24 protein-coding genes and 1 pseudogene are annotated in these 22,013 nt (G+C 40.5%); 15 read left to right on the forward strand and 10 right to left on the reverse strand.

Features of this window, described 5'->3' with window-relative positions; genetic code table 11:
• The first annotated feature begins 94 nt into the window (after positions 1–94).
• From MK409_RS00120 to trpA, 10 genes are all read left to right on the forward strand, one after another.
• Positions 95–787 (forward strand): sugar transferase, encoded by a 693-nt coding sequence (locus tag MK409_RS00120; RefSeq protein ID WP_000922221.1) that lies wholly within the window; start codon positions 95–97, stop codon positions 785–787.
• A 42-nt stretch (positions 788–829) separates the two neighbouring features.
• Complete coding sequence (locus MK409_RS00125) at positions 830–2,056, forward strand: DegT/DnrJ/EryC1/StrS family aminotransferase (RefSeq protein ID WP_268704907.1); 1,227 nt, start codon at positions 830–832, stop codon at positions 2,054–2,056.
• Between the two features lie 334 nt (positions 2,057–2,390).
• Positions 2,391–3,569, forward strand: coding sequence for a tryptophan synthase subunit beta (gene trpB, locus MK409_RS00130; protein WP_268704908.1), 1,179 nt, complete (start codon positions 2,391–2,393; stop codon positions 3,567–3,569).
• Positions 3,570–4,119: 550 nt separating this feature from the next.
• Positions 4,120–5,481: an anthranilate synthase component I gene (gene trpE / locus MK409_RS00135; RefSeq protein ID WP_268704909.1), complete on the forward strand. Its 1,362-nt coding sequence runs from the start codon at positions 4,120–4,122 to the stop codon at positions 5,479–5,481.
• Complete coding sequence (locus tag MK409_RS00140) at positions 5,478–6,044, forward strand: aminodeoxychorismate/anthranilate synthase component II (protein ID WP_268704910.1); 567 nt, start codon at positions 5,478–5,480, stop codon at positions 6,042–6,044. The genes trpE and MK409_RS00140 overlap by 4 nt, the downstream gene beginning before the upstream one ends.
• A 10-nt stretch (positions 6,045–6,054) precedes the next feature.
• Positions 6,055–7,059: an anthranilate phosphoribosyltransferase gene (gene trpD / locus MK409_RS00145; RefSeq protein ID WP_000658672.1), complete on the forward strand. Its 1,005-nt coding sequence runs from the start codon at positions 6,055–6,057 to the stop codon at positions 7,057–7,059.
• The gene (trpC, locus tag MK409_RS00150; protein ID WP_268704911.1) at positions 7,056–7,823 is read left to right on the forward strand and encodes an indole-3-glycerol phosphate synthase TrpC; all 768 of its coding nucleotides are present in this window, start codon (positions 7,056–7,058) and stop codon (positions 7,821–7,823) included. The genes trpD and trpC overlap by 4 nt, the downstream gene beginning before the upstream one ends.
• The gene (locus tag MK409_RS00155; RefSeq protein ID WP_268704912.1) at positions 7,810–8,409 is read left to right on the forward strand and encodes a phosphoribosylanthranilate isomerase; all 600 of its coding nucleotides are present in this window, start codon (positions 7,810–7,812) and stop codon (positions 8,407–8,409) included. The genes trpC and MK409_RS00155 overlap by 14 nt, the downstream gene beginning before the upstream one ends.
• Entirely contained in the window at positions 8,387–9,610 is a 1,224-nt protein-coding gene (gene trpB / locus MK409_RS00160; protein WP_268704913.1) for a tryptophan synthase subunit beta, read from the forward strand. Before MK409_RS00155 ends, trpB (MK409_RS00160) begins: the two co-directional genes overlap by 23 nt.
• The gene (gene trpA / locus MK409_RS00165) at positions 9,603–10,379 is read left to right on the forward strand and encodes a tryptophan synthase subunit alpha (RefSeq protein WP_061586752.1); all 777 of its coding nucleotides are present in this window, start codon (positions 9,603–9,605) and stop codon (positions 10,377–10,379) included. Before trpB (MK409_RS00160) ends, trpA begins: the two co-directional genes overlap by 8 nt.
• On the opposite strand, the gene MK409_RS00170 is transcribed toward trpA, so the two are convergent.
• Positions 10,351–11,010, reverse strand: coding sequence for a prepilin peptidase (locus MK409_RS00170; RefSeq protein WP_268704914.1), 660 nt, complete (start codon positions 11,008–11,010; stop codon positions 10,351–10,353). The genes trpA and MK409_RS00170 overlap by 29 nt on opposite strands.
• A gap of 69 nt (positions 11,011–11,079) precedes the next feature.
• Between MK409_RS00170 and MK409_RS00175 the strand changes: the two genes are divergently transcribed.
• From MK409_RS00175 to MK409_RS00185, 3 genes and pseudogenes are all read left to right on the forward strand, one after another.
• Entirely contained in the window at positions 11,080–11,535 is a 456-nt protein-coding gene (locus MK409_RS00175) for a GNAT family N-acetyltransferase (RefSeq protein ID WP_268704915.1), read from the forward strand.
• Positions 11,536–11,637: 102 nt separating this feature from the next.
• A pseudogene (locus MK409_RS00180) lies at positions 11,638–12,164 on the forward strand (thiol-disulfide isomerase).
• 70 nt (positions 12,165–12,234) lie between these two features.
• Positions 12,235–12,756 carry a hypothetical protein gene (locus MK409_RS00185; RefSeq protein ID WP_268704916.1) on the forward strand — a complete coding sequence of 174 codons (522 nt, stop codon included), beginning with the start codon at positions 12,235–12,237 and terminating at the stop codon, positions 12,754–12,756.
• Between the two features lie 218 nt (positions 12,757–12,974).
• Here the strand turns inward: MK409_RS00185 and MK409_RS00190 are convergent, their stop codons facing one another.
• The 5 genes from MK409_RS00190 to MK409_RS00210 form a co-directional block, all read right to left on the reverse strand.
• Positions 12,975–13,178 (reverse strand): CsbD family protein, encoded by a 204-nt coding sequence (locus MK409_RS00190; RefSeq protein WP_000102421.1) that lies wholly within the window; start codon positions 13,176–13,178, stop codon positions 12,975–12,977.
• 41 nt (positions 13,179–13,219) lie between these two features.
• Positions 13,220–13,804: an Asp23/Gls24 family envelope stress response protein gene (locus MK409_RS00195; RefSeq protein ID WP_000072928.1), complete on the reverse strand. Its 585-nt coding sequence runs from the start codon at positions 13,802–13,804 to the stop codon at positions 13,220–13,222.
• A gap of 11 nt (positions 13,805–13,815) precedes the next feature.
• Entirely contained in the window at positions 13,816–13,986 is a 171-nt protein-coding gene (locus MK409_RS00200; RefSeq protein ID WP_000454669.1) for a DUF2273 domain-containing protein, read from the reverse strand.
• Positions 13,987–13,996: 10 nt separating this feature from the next.
• Positions 13,997–14,560, reverse strand: a complete 564-nt coding sequence (gene amaP, locus MK409_RS00205; protein WP_025168468.1) for an alkaline shock response membrane anchor protein AmaP — start codon at positions 14,558–14,560, stop codon at positions 13,997–13,999.
• 99 nt (positions 14,561–14,659) lie between these two features.
• A complete protein-coding gene (locus MK409_RS00210) occupies positions 14,660–14,896 on the reverse strand; it encodes a GlsB/YeaQ/YmgE family stress response membrane protein (protein WP_000964741.1) in 237 nt (78 codons plus the stop codon).
• A 296-nt stretch (positions 14,897–15,192) separates the two neighbouring features.
• On the opposite strand from MK409_RS00210, the gene MK409_RS00215 reads away from it, so the two are divergent.
• Positions 15,193–16,674 carry a M protein trans-acting positive regulator PRD domain-containing protein gene (locus tag MK409_RS00215; RefSeq protein WP_268704917.1) on the forward strand — a complete coding sequence of 494 codons (1,482 nt, stop codon included), beginning with the start codon at positions 15,193–15,195 and terminating at the stop codon, positions 16,672–16,674.
• 137 nt (positions 16,675–16,811) lie between these two features.
• On the opposite strand, the gene MK409_RS00220 is transcribed toward MK409_RS00215, so the two are convergent.
• The 4 genes from MK409_RS00220 to MK409_RS00235 form a co-directional block, all read right to left on the reverse strand.
• Positions 16,812–17,678, reverse strand: coding sequence for an SDR family NAD(P)-dependent oxidoreductase (locus MK409_RS00220; RefSeq protein ID WP_044020344.1), 867 nt, complete (start codon positions 17,676–17,678; stop codon positions 16,812–16,814).
• Between the two features lies 1 nt (position 17,679).
• Positions 17,680–18,516, reverse strand: a complete 837-nt coding sequence (locus tag MK409_RS00225; RefSeq protein ID WP_044020346.1) for an alpha/beta fold hydrolase — start codon at positions 18,514–18,516, stop codon at positions 17,680–17,682.
• Positions 18,517–18,529: 13 nt separating this feature from the next.
• Complete coding sequence (locus MK409_RS00230) at positions 18,530–19,534, reverse strand: NADP-dependent oxidoreductase (RefSeq protein WP_268704918.1); 1,005 nt, start codon at positions 19,532–19,534, stop codon at positions 18,530–18,532.
• Between the two features lie 91 nt (positions 19,535–19,625).
• Complete coding sequence (locus MK409_RS00235) at positions 19,626–20,057, reverse strand: Rrf2 family transcriptional regulator (RefSeq protein ID WP_033584335.1); 432 nt, start codon at positions 20,055–20,057, stop codon at positions 19,626–19,628.
• A 657-nt stretch (positions 20,058–20,714) separates the two neighbouring features.
• Between MK409_RS00235 and MK409_RS00240 the strand changes: the two genes are divergently transcribed.
• Complete coding sequence (locus tag MK409_RS00240) at positions 20,715–22,004, forward strand: DUF308 domain-containing protein (protein WP_268704919.1); 1,290 nt, start codon at positions 20,715–20,717, stop codon at positions 22,002–22,004.
• Positions 22,005–22,013 lie beyond the last annotated feature (9 nt).

Here is a 22,013-nt window from a genome sequence, read left to right on the forward strand (position 1 = left end):
CTTTAAATTACAGATTTCTTGCACCGCCTTTTCCATTTTGTGGTATAATGAAAAATGTTGACAAATAGTATAATAAAAACAAAGGAGAAACAGCATGCTGAAATGGGAAGACTTGCCCGTGGAAATGCAATCAAGCGAGGTTGAGTCTTATTACCAGCTTGTCTCTAAAAGGAAGGGGTCGCTGATTTTCAAGCGTTGCCTGGATTGGGTTCTGGCCCTGTTTTTGCTACTTTTGACTTCTCCCGTCTTTCTTATCTTGAGCATTTGGATCAAGTTGGATAGCAAGGGACCTGTCATTTACAAGCAAGAGCGCGTGACCCAGTACAACCGTCCGTTCAAGATTTGGAAGTTCCGTACTATGGTAACGGATGCAGATAAAAAAGGAAGCCTGGTGACTTCTGCTAACGATAGTCGCATTACCAAGGTTGGAAATTTCATTCGACGTGTGCGTTTGGACGAACTGCCTCAGCTGGTCAATGTCCTTAAAGGCGAAATGTCCTTTGTAGGCACACGACCTGAGGTGCCACGTTACACCGAGCAGTATAGCCCTGAAATGATGGCGACCTTGCTCTTGCCAGCAGGAATCACCTCTCCAGCCAGCATCAACTACAAGGATGAGGACACGATTATCAGTCAGATGACAGAGAAAGGTCTGTCGGTTGACCAGGCCTATGTAGAGCATGTTCTTCCTGAAAAGATGCGCTATAATCTCGCCTATCTCCGAGAGTTTAGTTTCCTTGGAGACATCAAAATCATGTTTCAAACCGTGTTTGAAGTGCTAAAATAAAGTAGTCATGAGAAAATGAGTACAGATAAAAGGAGCAAATCAATGCCAAATTACAATATTCCATTTTCACCGCCCGATATCACTGAAGCTGAAATTGCTGAAGTAGCAGATACCCTGCGTTCTGGTTGGATCACAACAGGTCCGAAGACAAAAGAACTGGAGCGTCGCTTGTCTCAATACACACAGACACCTAAGACTGTCTGCCTCAACTCTGCGACTGCCGCCCTTGAGTTGATTTTACGTGTTTTGGAAGTGGGACCAGGTGATGAAGTCATCGTTCCAGCTATGACCTATACAGCTTCATGTAGTGTTATCACTCACGTAGGAGCAACACCTGTCATGGTGGATATCCAAGCAGATACTTTTGAGATGGACTATGACTTGCTTGAGCAAGCTATCACTGAGAAAACTAAGGTTATCATCCCAGTAGAGCTTGCAGGGATTGTGTGCGACTATGACCGTTTGTTCCAAGTTGTGGAGAAAAAACGTGATCTCTTTACAGCTGCTAGCAAGTGGCAAAAGGCCTTTAACCGTATCGTGATTGTCTCTGATAGTGCCCATGCTTTGGGATCTACTTACAAAGGGCAACCAGCTGGTTCGATCGCTGACTTTACTTCCTTCTCATTCCATGCCGTTAAGAACTTTACAACTGCTGAGGGAGGAAGTGCGACTTGGAAGGTCAATCCAGCGATTGACGATGAAGAGATGTACAAGGAATTCCAGATCCTTTCCCTTCATGGTCAAACCAAAGACGCTCTTGCCAAGATGCAATTGGGTTCATGGGAATACGATATCGTCACACCAGCCTACAAGTGCAATATGACCGATATCATGGCGTCACTTGGTTTGGTACAATTGGACCGTTACTCTGGGTTGCTACAACGTCGTAAGAACATCGTGGACCGCTATGATCGTGGTTTTGCGGGTACTCGTATTCACCCACTGGCACACAAGACTGATAGTGTCGAATCTTCACGCCACCTCTATATCACCCATGTAGAAGGAGCAAGTTTAGAAGAACGCAACCTCATCATCCAAGAATTGGCCAAAGCAGGAATTGCAAGTAATGTACACTATAAACCGCTTCCTCTCTTGACAGCCTATAAGAATCTTGGTTTTGATATGGCAGATTATCCAAGAGCCTATGCCTTCTTTGAAAATGAAATTACGCTTCCTCTTCATACAAAATTAAGCGATGAAGAAGTTGATTACATCGTTCAGACTTTAGTGAGAATTTCTGAAGAAATCCTCGGTTCTGGAAAAAAATAATAAAAAATCTTGACAAAAAGCGGACAATAGCATATAATATTCTCAACAAATCAGAAAAGTAACTATTTTTGATCTTCAGGGAGCCTGTGGTGATTGTGAACAGGTGGTTGGAAGTAGTGAAAGTGGGCTGATTTTAAAAATGAATTTGAAACAATGAAAATTCGGTGCGCACACCTTACAGTGCAACTTGTTGTTAGACAAGGCAGAGATGTAAAGGGGAATAGTCCCTTTATAATTGAGGTGGCACCGCGTTACCAACGCCCTCACACGGAAGTAGATTCTGTGTGTGGGCTTTTTTCATATCTTTAAATTAATACTGAAAGAGGAAAAATTTATGACAACTAAAGGTTATTTTGGACAATTTGGTGGTAGTTTTGTACCGGAGCCAATTCAGGCTTTGTTGGATGAGTTGGAAGTGACATTTGACAAGTACAAGGATGATCCAGAGTTTTTGGCAGAATTTCGCCATTACTTGAAGGATTATTCTGGTCGCGAAACACCGCTTTATTTTGCGGAAAGTTTGACAGACCACCTAGGTGGGGCTAAGATTTATCTCAAGCGAGAAGATCTTAACCATCTTGGTTCTCACAAGCTCAACAATGTTTTAGGACAAATTCTTCTTGCCAAACGTATGGGCAAAAAACGAGTGATTGCAGAAACAGGAGCTGGTCAGCACGGTGTTGCGACAGCGGCTGCTGCAGCCAAGTTTGGTATGGCTTGTGATGTCTACATGGGGGCAGAAGATGTGGAGCGTCAACGTCTCAATGTCTTCCGTATGGAGATGATGGGAGCAACTGTTCACGCGGTTGAAACTGGAACTCGTACCCTTAAGGATGCGGTTGATGCAGCCTTTGGAGCATGGATGAATGACCTTGAAGCCTTCTACGTTTTGGGATCTGCTGTAGGCCCTCATCCTTATCCTACCATTGTTCATGAATTCCAAAAGGTCATCAGTGAAGAATCTCGTCGTCAAATCTTGGAAAAAGAAGACCGTTTACCAGACTACGTTATTGCCTGTGTAGGTGGTGGTTCTAATGCCATCGGTGCTTTTTCACAGTATGTGGCTGATGAAGAAGTCAAATTGGTTGGGGTCGAAGCTGCCGGTCACGGACTTGACACAGACAAGCACGCAGCCACTATGACAAAAGGTAGTGTCGGAATTGTCGATGGTATGAAGACTTATGCAGTCTTTAAGGAAGATGGAGAGCTGGCTCCAGTTTACTCTATCTCAGCTGGTTTGGACTATCCAGGGGTTGGTCCAGAACACGCCTACTTTAAAGATTCTGGCCGCGTAGAATACGTGGCAGAGACAGACGAAGAAGCTGTTCAAGCCTTGCTCCTTCTCAGCAAGATTGAAGGGATTATCCCAGCGATTGAAAGTTCGCACGCCATCGCAGAAGCGGTTAAACGTGCACCGAAACTAAGTAAAGATGAGATTATCATCATCAATGTCTCTGGTCGTGGAGACAAGGACGTAGCTGCTATTGCAGACTACCTAGAAGCTAAAAAATAAAAGATGGAAAAATTACAGTCTTTTCTCTCACAGAGAGCTTGTGGTTGCTGGAAACAAGCAGAGAAAGCTGTAAGGTTGGGTCTATCTGAAACGAGAGAAGAAAACATAATTCTCAAGGGAGTGCCCTTTATCGCACAGCCTGTTGCAGGAATGTTCTGAGACAGGAATGAGAGATAGGAGAAATCCTATAATTGAGGTGGCACCGCGAATTTCGTCCTCACGCAAGTTATTTTGCGTGGGGATTTTTATATATTTATCGTAGATATGGCTATCAGTTTTAAATTATGCTTCATCACTAGATAGATTTCTATAAAATATTTGCTAACGAAGTGAGCATTGACCCGCTATTTCCCGCTATAGTGGTATTCTAGAGAAGCAAAGATGCTTCTCTAGAACGGAATTTTTGAGACCTAAGTCTCGAAAATTAGGTCTTTCATTTCATGGATTTCTAAAATCATCCACTGGATAATTTTACCTCCCGTCCGCACTATTTAAGGGAAATAGAAAAAAGACCAAAAATTAAAAATAAGAAACTGAAAGGGAAATTACAATGGAACGAATCATTCATGGAGATGTCTTATCACCAATCTTGGCTTATATGCGCCTAAAGGGACAACACAAGGTGATCTTAGAAAGTATTCCGAGAGACAAGGAAACAGCTCGTTTTTCTATCCTAGCCTATAATCCTGTTTTTGAGATTCAGTTTGAAAATGGAGTCCTTTATCAAAATGGTCAAGTGATTGATCGGGATCCTTTGGATTTCATTTATGAAGTGACTCATAAGAGCCAGCACCATTCAGATCTCCCTTTTGGTGGAGGAGCCATTGGCTTTGTCGGTTACGATATGATTTCTCTTTATGAAGAAATTGGTCAAATCCCTCAAGATACCATTGGGACACCAGATATGCATTTCTTTGTCTATGAGAGTTATATGGTCTTTGACCATAAGAAGGAAAAAATCCATGTCATCGAGGATGCTCTCTATAGTGATCGCAGTCAAGAAGATTTGGAAGAAGCCTTGAAGCAAGTGCTGGAGGAATTACGCATTCCTGCTCCAAATGAATTTGAAGATTTGGATCTATCTCCGCTGAACTTCAAACCGCATATCGCTCCTCAGAAGTTTGAGGAAATGGTGGAAACAGCTCGCGACTTGATTCGTAATGGTGATATGTTCCAATGCGTGCTCAGCCAGCGTTTTTCAGCAGAAGTTACTGGAAATCCATTTGACTTCTACAGAAATCTCCGCGTGACCAATCCATCTAATTACCTCTATTTCTATGATTTTGGGGATTATCAAATCATCGGTGCTAGTCCTGAAAGTTTGGTTTCTGTCAAAAATGGCATTGTGACAACCAATCCGATTGCCGGTACGCGACCAAGAGGGTCTACGGATGAAGAGGACAAAGCTTTGGCAACTGATCTGCTTTCTGATGAGAAGGAAACAGCAGAACATCGGATGTTGGTAGACTTGGGGCGTAACGATATTGGCCGCATCTCTGAAACGGCAAGTGTCCAAGTCACTAAGTATATGGAAGTGGAGCTTTTCCGCTATGTCATGCATTTGACCAGTGTGGTGAAAGGGCGTTTGATTCCCGAACTCACTGCCATGGATGCCTTGAAAGCTACACTTCCAGCTGGAACAGTTTCAGGAGCACCAAAGATTCGGGCCATGAGACGCATCTATGAACTGGAGACGGAAAAACGAGGCGTATACGCAGGAGCAATCGGCTACTTGTCTGCGACGGGTGATATGGATTTCGCCATTGCTATCCGAACCATGATTCTCAAAGATCAAACAGTCTATGTGCAGGCTGGGGCAGGGATTGTCTATGACTCCATCGCCCAAAACGAATACCAAGAAACCATTAACAAGGCTAAATCTATGACTAGAATTGGAGAACTAAGACCATGATTTTATTGATTGACAACTATGATTCCTTTACCTATAACTTGGCCCAATACATTGGGAATTTTGCAGAGGTGCAGGTTTTGAGAAATGATGATCCTAAGCTGTATGAAGAAGCTGAAAAAGCAGATGGTCTGGTCTTTTCTCCTGGTCCAGGTTGGCCAGTGGATGCCGGAAAGATGGAAGACATGATTCGTGACTTTGCAGGCAAGAAGCCGATTCTAGGGATTTGTTTGGGGCACCAAGCCATCGCAGAAGTCTTTGGTGGAAAGCTAGGTTTGGCTCCAAAAGTCATGCATGGGAAACAGAGCCATATCAACTTTGAAGCGCCATCTGTTCTCTATCAAGGCATTGAGGATGGTCGTCCAGTCATGCGTTATCACAGTATTTTAATTGAAGAAATGCCAGAAGGCTTTGTAGTGACAGCTCGTTCAACTGATGACCAAGCTATTATGGGAATTCAACACAAAAGCCTGCCGATTTATGGCTTCCAGTACCATCCAGAAAGTATCGGAACGCCAGATGGCTTGTCTTCTATTCGGAATTTTATCGAGAAGGTTGTAAAGTGAGGAAACTAGGATGAAAGAGATTATTGAAAAACTAGCAAAATTTGAACATTTATCAGGTGTGGAAATGACGGATGTCATTGAGCGTATCGTAACTGGGCGTGTAACCGAAGCGCAGATTGCTTCTCTTCTCTTGGCCCTTAAGATGAAGGGGGAAACACCTGAAGAACGCACAGCCATTGCACAAGTCATGAGAGGCCATGCCCAACACATTCCAACTGAAATCCATGATGCTATGGACAACTGTGGTACAGGTGGTGACAAGTCTTTCAGCTTTAACATTTCCACAACTGCAGCCTTTGTCTTGGCTGGTGGCGGCATTCATATGGCTAAACACGGTAACCGTTCGATTTCTTCTAAATCGGGTTCTGCAGACGTCCTTCAAGCATTGGGCATCAATCTTGACCTTAAACCAGCTGAACTAGGTAAGGTCTTTGATAAAACTGGAATCGTCTTTCTCTTTGCTAAAAATATGCACCCAGCTATGAAATACATCATGCCAGCTCGTTTGGAATTGGGAATTCCAACGATTATGAACTTGACTGGTCCACTGATTCACCCAATGGCCTTGGAAACACAGCTTCTTGGTATTAGTCGTCCAGAACTGCTAGAAAGTACCGCTCAGGTTTTGAAAAATATGGGTCGCAAACGTGCCATCGTGGTTGCTGGACCAGAAGGCTTGGATGAAGCTGGTTTGAATGGAGCTACCAGCATTGCCCTTCTTGAGAATGGCAAAATCACCTTGTCAAGCTTTACTCCAGAAGATTTGGGGATGGAACGCTACGCTATCGAAGATATCCGTGGTGGCAATGCTCAGGAAAATGCAGAAATTTTGCTCAGCGTTCTTCAAAACGAACCAAGTCCATTCTTGGAAACGACAGTTTTAAATGCTGGTCTTGGTTTCTATGCCAATGGTAAGGTAGCTAGTATCAAGGAAGGAGTTGCCTTGGCTCGTCAAGTAATTGCTAGTGGCAAGGCCCTTGAAAAGCTCAGACTGTTACAGGAGTACCAAAAATGAGTCAGGAATTTTTAGCACGAATTTTGGAGCAGAAGGCGCGTGAGGTCGAGCAGATGGAGCTGGAGGAAGTCCATCCCTTGCGCCAGACCTATCGCTTATCTGACTATTTAAAACAACATCAAGACCGTTTGCAGGTAATCGCTGAAGTCAAGAAAGCTAGCCCTAGTCTGGGAGATATCAATCTCGATGTGGATATTGTGCAACAGGCCCAGACTTATGAAGCGAACGGCGCAGTGATGATTTCGGTTTTGACAGATGAAGTTTTCTTTAAAGGGCATTTGGATTATTTACGTGAGATCTCCAGTCAGGTAAACATTCCAACGCTCAACAAGGACTTTATCATCGATGAAAAGCAAATCATCCGTGCTCGCAATGCCGGCGCGACAGTTATCTTGCTAATTGTCGCTGCCTTGTCAGAAGAACGCCTCAAGGAACTGTATGACTACGCGACAGAGCTTGGTCTGGAAGTCTTGGTGGAGACTCACAATCTAGCTGAACTAGAGGTAGCCCACAGACTTGGTGCCCAGATTATTGGGGTTAACAACCGCAACTTGACCACCTTTGAAGTCGACTTGCAGACCAGTGTAGACTTGGCCCAGCACTTTAAGGAAGGTCGCTATTATATTTCTGAATCTGCCATTTTCACAGGGCAGGATGCGGAACGACTAGCACCATACTTTAACGGAATTTTGGTGGGAACAGCTCTCATGCAGGCAAAGGATGTGGCTCAAAGAATCAAGGAGTTGCAGATTGACAAAGGTTAAAATTTGTGGACTATCGACCAAAGAAGCGGTAGAAACAGCCGTATCAGCAGGGGCCGACTACATCGGTTTTGTCTTCGCACCCAGTAAAAGACAGGTGACCTTGGAAGAGGCTGCTGAGCTGGCAAAGCTCATTCCTTCCTATGTAAAAAAAGTTGGCGTATTTGTTTCACCAAGTCGAGAAGAATTGCTAGAAGCGATTGAAAAGGTTGGCTTGGACTTGGTACAAGTTCATGATCAGGTAGCGGATGATTTGTTTGAGGATCTGCCTTGTGCCAGCATTCAGGCCGTGCAGGTAGATAGAAATGGTCATGTGCCTCATTCTCGGGCAGACTATCTACTCTTTGATGCCCCTGTGGCTGGGAGTGGTCAGACCTTTGACTGGGGCCAACTGGATACAGCAGAACTAGCTCAGCCATTTTTCATCGCAGGTGGGCTTAAGGAAGACAATGTAGCAAAAGCAATTCAACATTTCTCTCCCTATGCAGTTGATGTATCAAGCGGAGTGGAGACAGATGGACAAAAAGATCAGGAAAAGATTAGAAGATTTATAGAGAGGGCAAAGAATGGCATATCAAGAACCAAATAAAGATGGATTTTACGGAAAATTCGGTGGACGTTTCGTCCCAGAAACATTGATGACAGCAGTTTTGGAGTTGGAGAAGGCTTACCGTGAAAGTCAGGCAGACCCAAGTTTCCAAGAGGAATTAAAGCAGCTCTTACGCCAGTATGTAGGACGTGAAACGCCTCTTTACTATGCAAAAAACTTGACCCAGCATATTGGCGGAGCTAAGATTTACCTCAAGCGTGAAGACCTCAACCATACAGGGGCCCACAAGATTAACAATGCCTTGGGACAAGTTCTCCTCGCTAAACGAATGGGCAAAAAGAAAATTATCGCTGAAACAGGTGCTGGTCAGCACGGTGTGGCAACTGCAACAGCTGCAGCCCTTTTCAACATGGAATGTACTATCTATATGGGTGAGGAAGATGTTAAACGTCAAGCCCTCAATGTTTTCCGCATGGAGCTTTTAGGAGCCAAGGTGGAAGCTGTAACAGATGGTTCGCGCGTGCTCAAAGACGCAGTCAATGCAGCCCTTCGTTCATGGGTGGCTAATATCGATGATACCCACTATATCCTTGGTTCTGCCTTGGGACCTCATCCTTTCCCAGAAATCGTTCGTGACTTCCAAAGTGTCATCGGTCGAGAGGCTAAACAACAGTACCGTGACTTGACAGGTCAAGATTTGCCAGATGCCCTAGTAGCCTGTGTTGGTGGTGGTTCTAATGCTATTGGTCTCTTTCATCCATTTGTAGAAGATGAGTCTGTAGCTATGTATGGGGCTGAAGCAGCTGGACTTGGTGTGGATACAGAGCACCACGCAGCGACTTTGACCAAGGGTCGTCCGGGTGTCCTTCACGGTTCGCTTATGGATGTGCTCCAAGATGCTCATGGTCAAATTCTTGAGGCTTTCTCTATTTCAGCAGGTTTGGACTATCCTGGTATCGGTCCAGAACACTCTCACTACCACGATATCAAACGTGCCAGCTATGTCCCCGTGACAGATGAGGAAGCCTTGGAAGGATTCCAGCTCTTGTCTCGTGTGGAAGGGATTATCCCAGCCTTGGAATCTAGCCACGCTATCGCCTTTGCAGTGAAATTGGCCAAAGAACTTGGTCCAGACAAGTCAATGATTGTCTGCCTATCCGGTCGTGGGGACAAGGATGTAGTTCAAGTCAAGGACCGCTTGGAAACAGATGCAGCAAAGAAGGGAGAAGCTCATGCCTAAGACTCTAACAGAAAAATTGAATGCTATCAAAGCAGCAGGAAAAGGAATTTTCGTTCCCTATATCATGGCTGGAGACCATGAGAAAGGTTTGGATGGTCTCGCTGAAACAATCCACTTTTTAGAAGATTTGGGTGTTTCAGCTATTGAAGTGGGCATTCCCTTTTCAGATCCTGTTGCAGATGGACCTGTGATCGAAGAAGCAGGCTTGCGCAGTCTAGCTCATGGAACTTCTACCCAGGATTTGGTTGAAACCTTGAAAACCATTCAAACAGAAGTTCCACTTGTCATCATGACCTACTTCAACCCCCTCTTTCAGTACGGTGTGGAGAAATTTGTCAAAGATCTGGCAGATACAGCAGTTAAGGGCTTGATTATCCCAGACCTGCCTCATGAGCATGCCAACTTTGTAGAGCCCTTTTTGGCAGATACAGACATTTCCTTGATCCCCCTAGTTAGCTTGACGACAGGAATTGACCGTCAAAAGGAACTCATTGAAGGTGCAGAAGGTTTTATCTATGCAGTTGCCATCAATGGGGTGACAGGAAAGTCAGGAAATTACCGTGCAGACTTGGACAAGCACTTAGCACAATTGCATCAAGTAGCTGACATCCCAGTCTTGACAGGATTTGGTGTGTCTAGTCAGGCTGATGTAGAACGCTTCAATGCGGTGTCAGATGGCGTTATCGTCGGTTCGAAAATTGTAAAAGCTCTCCACCAAGGAGAGCCAATTCAGGACTTTATCAAACAAGCAGTAGCTTACCAAAAATAATCACACAGGCAGCAAGTAAGAGGAAAGGCACGAAAGGAAGTCTTTCCTTTTTCTTTTGCAGGAGAAAGGCCAGAATGCCTGCCGCAGAAGCGAACTGAATCAAGATGAGTAATTCTGTCACGCTAAAGACGAGCGCACAAGAAGCCAGAAAGAGAAAATCCCCTGCACCCATGCGGATATCTATGAAATGAGCCATGATTCCAAGGATAATGAAGAAGACCATGACTAGATTCCAACCACAGAAAGCCATGAGGATTAGGTGGAAAGTCATCCAGACCAGCAAGGGATATTCCTGATGGCGAAAGTCATAGATTCCTAAGGTCAGGCCAGCAGTGATGAGGATGATTTGACCCAAGGAAATCCATCCCCAAGACCAAGCTAGAAAGAGGATTCCTAAGCCGAGTTCAAAGAGGGCATACCAGAATGGATAACGAATCTTGCAGTAGCGACAGCGAAAGCGATTAAATACCTGCGAGAGGATAGGAATCAAATCCAACGGACGCAAGCGAGTCTGACAGGAATCGCAGTGACTAGCTGGTCGGATAATGGATTGCTCAGGAAAACGGTCAATGACCAAACCCAAGAAAGAAGCGAGAATGCTCCCGACAAGAAAAAAATAAAGATCAATCATACTTATCTATTCGTAAAAAATAGGAGAAGTAGTATAATGGAGAAACATAGATAAGATGGTGAGGTCAAGATGATGATTCGTTTTGAAGAAAATGTGAGCACAGAAAATGCTCAGCACGTATGCCAATGGTCCAACTCCCTTGGCAAATCTTTTCAAGAACAATGGATGGGACCAATGATTCCTTTTCCCTTGACAATTCAAGTCTTGCAAGATTTGGAAGGGATCTTTTCAATCTTTGATGGACAAGAGTTTGTGGGGCTTATCCAGAAAATCAGGCTAGAAGACAGGAATCTTCATATCGGGAGATTTTTTATCAACCCCCAGAAGCAGGGGCAAGGCTTAGGTAGCCAGGCTTTAAGGAAATTTGTTAGTTTGGCATTTGAAAATGAAGACATAGATACTGTCTCTCTAAATGTCTACGAGGCAAATCAAAAAGCTTACAATCTTTACCAAAAAGAAGGATTTGAAATCGTTCAAATGGTTGAAAAACCTATACGAAAATACATCATGAAAAAGGGTAGATAGCAGTCACTTGAGTTAGAGTTCCAAGGATATCCGGGGATAAAACAGTTACCTTTCAAAGTTGGAAACAAGATTATTATGATTTCTTAGATAGAGGAGATAAACATGTCGAAATGTAGAAAAATACGAATCTTGCTCGCTTCTGTACTTGCCTTAGTTGTTGGTATCACTCTTTATTTTCAGTATCAAAGCCACCAAAACAGTTCCAACTAAAGGCTTCCTTTGAAGAAAAGGATAATATAGCAGTCTTACAACATTTAATGGCGTCAGAAAAATATGCGTCTGACATGCGAAAAGCAGGCTATATTGTTCCTCCCGACGGTGCTATCCGCTTGGATGGAGGGATTGACTCCGTAGGGATAAAAGGAGACATCGATTTGGATATCTCAAATCCGGGACGGAATGGGGTAACTGCTTATTTTAGAATAGAGATAGATGGTAAAATAACTAGTGTACTATATGAATTGGATAAGAACTTTGATTTAGTTTCTAGTAGCTACTTTCAAGTTAATGAAAACAATATAAAAGAAAGTGTGACCGTCTCTCAAGCCGAAGAAGAACGCCTATTAAAGATTGTTCGAAAAGAGTTGAAAGCTTTTCTAGATAAGATGTATCAGACTTTGTATGGTTGATGTTACCAGTGAGAAATGAACACGAGACCTTGTTCAGGATGTCAACGATGATGAGAAAGGAGGGACAAGAATGTTTACAGAATTGCTCTTTATTGTCTCTTTTGTCTTACTTTTACGTTTGTTTAAAAGTAGGCGCTCACGAATAATTATAGGAGTCTTGTATAGTTTGCTGCTAGTCTGGTTTGTCTTTTCCGTTTTGAACTATGGCAAATACACTCTTCAACCAGGTCAATCCGTCAACTTAAGAGTAAATCCCAGAACACAAGATTTGGAATACTATTCAATCTTCATCTTGAAGAAAAATGATTCAAGCAGAATTAAATTAACTGGCTCTAGTGTTTGGAGTGAGAGAAATGGTGATGTTTACTATGAAGTAGAGGGACAAAAAATTATAAAAAGCCATGGTTTGGATGAGGAGGATGAAGAACTTCCAAACAAGCAAGCAGATATTTATTTAGTAAAAGATGGAGTTGTTGTGAGTTACCAAGGTGAAAAAGTCTTTGATGCCACCAATAACAAGCCCTACACGATCACCATTACCAATGTAGACAAGAAACCAGCCCAATTTGAAGCTCAGGTGGTGGATAAATAAGCCAGTCTAGTAGTGTGTAACCTTTTCAATTTTGTTTCTTTTAAAAGGGAGCTATTATTTTAAACAAGCAAAAAGCCCTGAAAACAGAGCTTTTCCTGTTAAGAATTTCTTTTAACGAAAATTGGGAAGCGTGTTTAGAATCCGATGTACAAAAAAAGAGGACATTTACGGTCCTCTTTTTGACTACTATAGATGAAAAGGTCAGCTAACTTTTAGCCTTATTTTTCATCTTTGTGAAGCATGTTTTTAACACCTTCAATAGCGCCTTCGACAGCGTCTTTAGCATCTTCAGCAACTTCTTTTACTTTAGAAACAACTTTTTCAGCTGTTCCTTCTTTTTCCATTTTTTCATCGCCGATCATTTTGCCGACACCTTCTTTAATGGAACCTTTTGCTTGGTTTAATTTTTCTTCTGTTGACATGATTCTGCCTCCTTTAAATTGATTGATTTTGATCAGATGAATTAGTGTACGCGAGCATTTTCCTTTGCTTCGCCCTTAACGGCTTCAACACCTTCGCCTACTTTTTCTTGAACAGCAGCAACACCTGAACCGATACCAGATTTCACTTTTTCAAATTGTTCTGAAGCAAATTCTCCTGTTGAAGAAGCCACGTCAGTTACTCGGTCTTGGAGGCTTACTGAATCTGCTTCATGCTGTTCTTTCGTTTTGATATCAACAACATTCACATTGACTTCAACAACTTCTAGATCAGTCATTTTTGTAACTTGTGATACGACAACATCTTTGATTTCTTTGTACAAAGCAGGGACATTCTTTTGGTATTCAACAACAATGTTCAAGTCAACTGCAACTTGCTCTTTCCCAACTTCAACATTGACACCATGAGTGACATTATCTGTATTGATAATTTTTTCTGTTAGATTAGAGAAGAATCCTCCATCCACATCCAAAAGTCCAGGTACTTTTTCAAGTGAAAGACCAATGATTTTTTGGATTACTTTATCCTCATAAGTGAGTTCCCCTTTAACATCTTGAGAAACAACAGCAATATCTTTTTTTTCTACATTTTTATCTACGTTTGACATACGAGACTCCTTTATTTATTTAAATATTTTTCCTTAACATAGTATCCAGCAAATGCTCCTAGGGCTCCACAAATTAGTACAAATAGTGTTTTGAAAAAGCCAAAGGATAGGATAAAGCAAGCGAGAATGACACCTACTAAACCTGCAATGATTGGATACTGATATTTTTTAAACCATTCCATTTTTACTTCCTTACTTTACACGACTAACAGTCTTTTTGGTCGTTTTTCGAGGTTCAAATTCTTTTACTTTAACTTCAAGTTTTACCTCACGTTCAATACCAAAGAACTGCTTTAATCCATGAGTTATTTCATTCTGAATGACTAGACATCGATTTGAGATGTTGTCTGAAGGAAGAATTTTCCCTTCTACAGTAACGAAACATTTATTTTTGCGGCTATTTACATGGACCGTTGGTTCTTTCATCAACTGATGATCAATAACCAAACATCGAACAAAGCCTTCGATAGCTGAATTTTTTAGTTTTAATGTATCTTCTTGAGTTTCTAATTGAATCTCTAGATATTGTTTAGGATAAAAGAGTATCACTAACATTGAAATTAAAACTAAAACAGATAGGACAAGTGTCCCCCAAAAGACATATCTAGCAATCAGGAATTCAGCGTAGAGTTCTCTCCAACTGAATAAGTGGATCCCTAAATCACTGACCTGATGATAATCTATGAGAATAGGAAGGAAAATAGTCAAGATTAAGATACAGAAAATAAGTAACAATATTTTCTTTGATTTTGACATATTAAATCCTTTCAATTGAAAAGCTTTAAACCATAATTTTACCCGTCTACAGTATTCAAAATTATGGCTTATCACTTTTAATTTCTTATTAGGTAATGCTTATTTTTTACCAAATAGAAATGAAACGACTGCAACAACAATCACAGCACCAACGATTGACGGAATAATAGCCATTCCAGCCAATGAAGGTCCCCAGCTTCCTAGAAGTGATTGCCCTACAGACGAACCGATAAGACCTGCAAAGATATTTGCAATCAATCCCATTGAACCACCTTTTTTAGTGATTGCACCTGCGATGAGACCAATAAGACCTCCTACAATAATGGACCACAACATAGTGTATCCTCCTTTTCTATTTCTAAATCAAAGAGTCAATTTCTTTGATTGAACTAATTATATAGTATTTCAACTTGGAAACATAATAGTTCGTCTTAAAAACCGTACTGTAAACATGTACTTTAGATACAAATAAATAAGAAAATCTTGAAGCTACTGGGTTTCTAAGGGATTAGACTAGTCTTTTTATGACAAGCAAAAGTCGTTGTAAGAGGATAAATACACTCCATGTGGTATAATTGCATGAAGATTGAAAGACAATCCTTCAGTTTATTATAAAGAAAGAAAAGCTATCCATGAGAGATTTATTATCGAAAAAAAGTCACAGACAATTAGAATTATTAGAATTACTATTTGAAAACAAACGCTGGTTTCATATTTCAGAACTAGCAGAATTATTGCACTGTACAGAACGTTCTGTAAAAGATGACTTGTCCCATGTCAGGTCTTCTTTTCCTGACTTGATTTTTCATTCCTCAACAAATGGTATCCGTATCATTAATACCGACGATAGTGATATTGAGATGGTCTATCATCATTTTTTTAAGCATTCAACCCACTTTTCAATTTTAGAATTTATCTTCTTTAATGAAGGATGTGATACTGATAGTATTTGCAAAGAGTTTTATATCAGTTCTTCCTCTCTTTACCGTATCATCAGTCATATTAATAAAATTATTAAGAATCAATATCGTTTTGAAATTAACCTTAATCCAGTTCGAATCACTGGAAATGAAATCGATATCCGTTACTTTTTTGCCCAGTATTTTTCAGAGAAATATTATTTCCTCGAATGGCCATTTGAAGATTTTTCTGTAGAACCTTTGTGTAAGCTGTTGGCACTGGTCTATAAAGAAACTGCATTTCCAGTCAATTTCGCCACTCAACGAATGTTAAAGTTACTCCTCGTAACAAATTTATACCGAATAAAGTTTGGTCATTTCTTGGAAGTTGAGAAAAATTCTTTTAACAATCAATTGTTGGAATCTTTCATGCAGGCAGAAGAAATCGAAGAGATTGTAGCCAGCTTTGATTGTGAATATCATATCTCTCTGAATAAAGAAGTGATAGGCCAACTATTTGTATCCTATTTTCAAAAAATGTTTTTCATAGATGAAGAAGTATTTCTCAACCATGCAAAAACAGACAGCTATGTAAAAAAATCGTATCAGTTATTGGGCGATCTAGTAGATCAGGTATCAAGAGACTATAATCTCCAAGTAGACAATAGAGACAATCTGATTTGGCATCTGCATAATACGGCACATCTGCATCGCCAGGAATTATCGACAGAGTTTATCCTATTTGATCAAAAAGGCAATACAATCAAAAACTTTCAAAATATTTTCCCTCGATTTGTTTCAGAGGTGAAGGAAGGGATTGAACATTATCTAGAGGCTTTGGATATGGATCGTAATTCAATGAAGGTCAATCATTTGTCTTATACTTTTATCACTCATAGCAAACACTTGGTGCTAAATCTTTTACAAAATCAACCTAAATTAAAGGTTTTGGTCATGAGTAATTTTGATCAGTATCATGCAAAATCAGTAGCCGAGACACTTTCTTACTATTGTAGTAACAATTTTGAACTGGAGGTTTGGGGTGAATTAGAGTTATCACTTGATTCTCTAAAAGAATCACCATACGACATCATTATTTCTAATTTTATTATTCCTCCTATTGAAAATAAGAGACTGATCTATTCTAATAATGTCAATACAGTTGCTCTCATCTCTTTGCTTAACGCAATGATGTTTATTCGATTGGACGAGTAACTAAGATTAACAAAAAAGCCTTGAAATCAAGGCTTTTTCTGTTGATGTTTCTTTCCTTACACGAACTTTTACATTGAGAATCAACTAGTTTTGAAGTACCTTTACTTAGTCATTAAAGGAAAATAGAGTCAGACTACTCACTGTTTGGTTTGAAACAATTTGATTTTATCGTCACAGTAAGTGATTAAATCTTGAGCTTTTTCAAAATTATATCCTTTTTCAGAAGCTGACTTCACTTTTTTTTCATCAAAATAGTAGCCAGTCAAACCTGTAATTTCTTCTGATAAGGTGAGGTAGTAGCCTGTTTTAATTCCCTCGTCTAGATCTTTTGAAAATGACTTCATCAAGCGTCCGAAGAGAGACTTTTTCGTCTTTTCATCACAGGAATCATTCCCCAATTTGGTTGAAATTAAACCTGGATGGTAAGAATTGATGGTGATGTTTGAACCTCTTAAGAAGAACTTTCTGGCTAGATAGCGTGTCATCCAAATAGTGTAAAGTTTAGAATTATTATAGGCCAATCCGGGATTATAATTGTTCTCAAATCCAAAGTCTAAATCCTTGACCTTGGCAAAATGATGCATATAGGAGGAGGTATTAATGATACGACCGTCAGGCGCTTTTTCTAACAAGGGGCTTAGCTCAGTTGTTAACGTATAGGGAATGAGAACGGATAACATAAAAGTCAACTCGACATTTTCAGCACTCGCTTTTCGTTCTTTTCCTGCATACAGTCCTGCATTGTTAAACAAGACATCGATACTTTGAAAGTCTCGCTTGATTTCTTCCACAAATCGATAAACATCGTCTAATTTTGAAAAATCTGCAAGGTAACTAGAAACTCTGCCTCTCAAGGAAACTGCCCGAACCTCTTGAAGCGCCAACTCAAGTTTTTGAGGGTTTCGACCATGGAGGATGATCTGATGACCTTCACTGGCCAGTTTCTTTGCCAAATGTTTCCCAATACCGTCAGTAGCACCTGTAATCAGAATCGTTTTGACCATCTTAGTCCTCCAAGAAAGTAATGAGTTCTTTTGAAAATTCGTCTGCATATTGGAAGATCGAACCGTGCCCTGCATTTGGATAGATAATCAGCTTACTATTTTCGATTTTCTCATGCATGTCATAGGAATTTTCCGTTGGAACCTGCATATCCTTGTCCCCGTTGACGATTAAGGTTGGTTGAGTGATAAATGTTAGATCGTCTTGAGGATCTTTCCCCCAACGTTTAATAGCTTTGAGTTGAGTTAGGAAACCAGGCACACTCATGTCTTTATCCGCAAATTCCTTTGTTCTCATACCCATTCGTCCTAGAACTTTCAAAGCTTCAATTTTCCCTTGTTTATCATGATTATAGAAGATATAGCGTTTAGGGTCGATGCGCTCGAGTCCAGCTTTAAACATATACTTAAATGTTTTCCCTGTTACCTTATCGATCTCTTTTCCACCTCGAGGTCCTGTTCCTGCCAAGATGAGACGGTTGACTAGATTAGGCTTGATTCTGACGATTTCTTGTGCAATCATACCTCCCATTGAAAGACCTAGGAGGTTGATTTTATCGTAACCAAGGGCTTGAATAAAGGCAATTGTCTGCTCAGCCATTCCAGGAATCGTCGAAGCAACTTTTCCCTGGCTGGCTCCTACTCCAGGAAGATCGACTACAATGACATGGTGCTTTTCAGCAATCAAGTCTAATAGTCTTGGATCCCAGTTATCTAGAGTTGCTGCCAAATGGACCAGCATCAGAAGAGGTAGTTTTGATTTGCCTTTACTGAGTTCGCGATAGGCAATTTGATTTCCTTGGACAGTGATGTATTGATTTTTAGTTGTAAGATATGACATTGTGTTTTCCTTTTTATTTCTTAAAGCTGAGGACTGTTTTTCCACGCGAGCGACCATTAGCGACCTTGTCTAAGGCGCTATTCACTTCTTCAAATGGATAAACTGTATCGATAGAGGGTTTGATTTCTAATTTACTAAAGAGGTCAGCTACCTCTTGTAATTGAGCGCCGTTGCTTTCTACAAAGATAAAATGGTAGTGAACGCCGTATTTGTCAGCCATCTTATCAAATTTGCGACCAGCTAAGCCAAGAATCATCTGTTTCCATTTTGGCAGATTCATGCGTTTGGCAAAGGCAGCGTTTGGCATGGCACGAAGTGAAACAAGATGACCACCTTTTTTCATGATAGACATTTGTTTTTCAGTTTCAGCTCCACCGAGAGTATCGAGGACATAATCAACCTGGCTAACAGTTTTTGTATAATCCTCTGTTTTGTAATCGATAAAGCGGTCTGCTCCTAGTTTCAAGACACGCTCTGCACTATCTCCAGAACCGTTGGTAATGACTTTCAAACCTTTTGCTTTGGCAATCGGAATGGCCATTCCACCAACTCCTCCAGTACCACCAGAAATAAAGATTATTTTCCCAGCTTGAGCGCCCATGAGGTCAAAAGCCTGTATAATGGTTAAGGCAGTAAGAGGAACAGCAGCAGCTTCCTCGTCTGATAGATAGTCTGGAACCTTGGCTAAGGCTTGGCTATCGACAGCTACGTATTCTGCAAAGGCGCCGACATGATCAAGTGGCAGACGGCCAAATACACGATCTCCGACCTGAAAGTTGTCAACTTGCTTGCCAATGCTTTCAACGATTCCAACTACTTCGTTACCTGCAGTTTGAGGAAGTTTGTAAGGAACAATCATCTTGACTTCACCACGAGAGATCATGTTATCGAGAGGATTAACCCCAGCTGCGGTGACTTTGATTAAAACTTCTTTGTCTGTGATACTTGGTTTAGCGATTTCTGTTATGTTCAGTGTGATATTATTTTTGTTATAAGTAGTGTGTTGTGCGGCTTTCATTGTCTTCTCTTTTCTTTTTTAACGCGACTGAGTATACTTGTATCTAATACAAGTATATGTTGTTTCAGGTAAAAACTGATTTGTTATCAAATCAGTTTCGGACTTGTTTGGCTTGTTTATATAGATTGTCAATGACATCTTCTAAAGTTTGATTTGCTAATTCCTTCTCTAATTGAGATTCGGCACTAGCGAAAAGCGGTGAAACTGCTCCTTGGATATGTTTTCCAACAGGGCAATCAGGATTGCTATTTTGATGAACAGGGAATAAACTAATGTGATTGATTTCTTGAGTAGCATAGTAGATCTCTAGTAAAGTCATTTTCTTTGGAGACTTACTGAGTTGATAACCTGTTTTTCCTTGCTGGGAATGAATCAAATCTGCATTTTTCAATAAGGCAATCACCTTTCGAATGTAACTAGCGTTGGTCCCGACGCTCTCAGCCAGTGCTTGTGAACTTAAGGTATCCTTGCTTTCACTAATCATGGTTAGGATGTGCAAGGCTACTGAAAATTTCGTATCCATATAAACTCCTTTAGATAACTTGTATCTGATACAAGAACAAGTATAGCACAAATAAAAAGAAAAGCAAGACTTTTGTTTTAAATTAAAAAAAATTTTTTGAAGAGTGTCATCAGATTAGAGATGTTTGGTAAGAAAGTTCATAATCAAATGGGAGGATAAACTTGTTTTAAAGAAACAGAATCTCCCCTCTCTGCTTGATTAAACATATCTTAGTTTGTGCCTAGTAAACTTTGTTTCATAATCTAATTATATGTTATTTCATTCCGTTTTTTTGTTCTTTTCAAAGCGTTATGAGGACTTGAAACTTATTTTATAATTTTTAATTAGTAAAATGTTGAATTATAGTGAGTATTGTGTCACAATAGATAGTATATAAATCATTAATAGAATAGAAATAATACTTTCTTACCTTTACAAGTAGTATTGGTTACACATTTTTTCGTCTCAATTGTACTTATCTCTCAAGTTTAGTTAATTTTTATTAGCTTTGTTTTCGAATCAATAAAACAAATTTTAGAAGTGCATAAGACAAGATGGTGACATTACTACAGTCATTTCTAGTCACCATATGTTGCTGGCACAGGCTGTTTGTAGTGTTGGCTATTTACTAGTCAGTTTAATCGGAGTGTTTAATTTTTATTGTTGAAAGGTTTTTATATGGCGAAAATTCTATCTTTAGGTCTGACAGGTAAGAAATTACTTGCTCAGGGGTTCTTGTTTGTTCTGCTAGGTCTCATCTTGATGGTCACGGGGACTTGGTTGCCAGTAACGGTTATTCGACTGGTTCTGTTTTTAGCTTGGATAGCAACGGTCTTAGATTTAGTATTACGTATTTTCAAAAAAAGTCAGTCAACGGACACCTTGGGAGTTGCACTGGTTAAATTGTTAGTGCTGGGATATTTGCTTGGCTCCAATCTTGCGACGGATGTGCCGATTTATATTTTGGCTCTTGTGATTGGAGTTTATCAGATTTTTCATGCTAGTATTAACCTTGTCACCTATGTTCTCTACCGCAAAAACAAAATTCGACCTCGTTTTCGTCTCTTACTAGATGGACTCGTACTAGTTTTTCTTGGTGGGACTAGTCTTTTGTCCTCTACAGGAAATTCTGTCTTTCAACTCTTTGTATTAGGGGCTTATTTTTTCCTTTATGGTGTGTCCAATATCCGTGATGGTTTCTTGTTTGAGGAGGAAATTGGGAAAAACCATCTCAAACGTCGCATTAGAATTAGCTTACCTATTGTCCTAGCCGCTCTCATCCCTGCAAGAACTTTAGCAAAAATCAACAAATTCATGCAGGAAAATGCTGATGAGAGAGAGGATATCCATCTTGGAATGGTGAAGTCTGGTAAGACAGCGGAGCTTGAAATTTTTGTTCATACAGCTGAGACCTCTCTGTTTTCGGCAATTGGTCATGTGGATATCTGCTATCAAGGCCGTGTTATTTCTTATGGCAACTATGATCCGTCTTCTGAGACCTTATTTGGCATGGTAGGAGATGGTGTCTTATATTTCTGTGATCGTGACAAGTACATTGACCTATGTAAACGTGAGAGTCAAAAAACGCTTTTTGGTTATGGGATAGATTTGACGCCTGAAATGGAAAAAGCAGTTCAGAAAAAGTTGGCTGAATTGAAACAACTGACGATTCCATGGGAGCCAAGTGCAGATAAAATCATGACAGGTGATGGTAAGGAAGACTACACCTACGCTTATAAAATCAGACATGAGACAGATGGGGAACTTTATAAATTTATCAAATCTAAGTTTAAATCCTACTTTGTCTTATCTACAAACTGTGTGCTCTTGGCTGATACCATAGTCGGTCAGGCTGGCACCGATATCCTCTCACCCAAAGGATTTATCGCTCCAGGAACTTACCAAGCCTACCTTAATCGAGAGTTTGAAAAACCAAATAGTATAGTCGTATCTAAACATGTTTATTAAGGAGAATTT

This window comes from Streptococcus oralis (assembly GCF_026782375.1).
In the GTDB taxonomy this organism is placed as follows: domain Bacteria; phylum Bacillota; class Bacilli; order Lactobacillales; family Streptococcaceae; genus Streptococcus; species Streptococcus oralis_CL.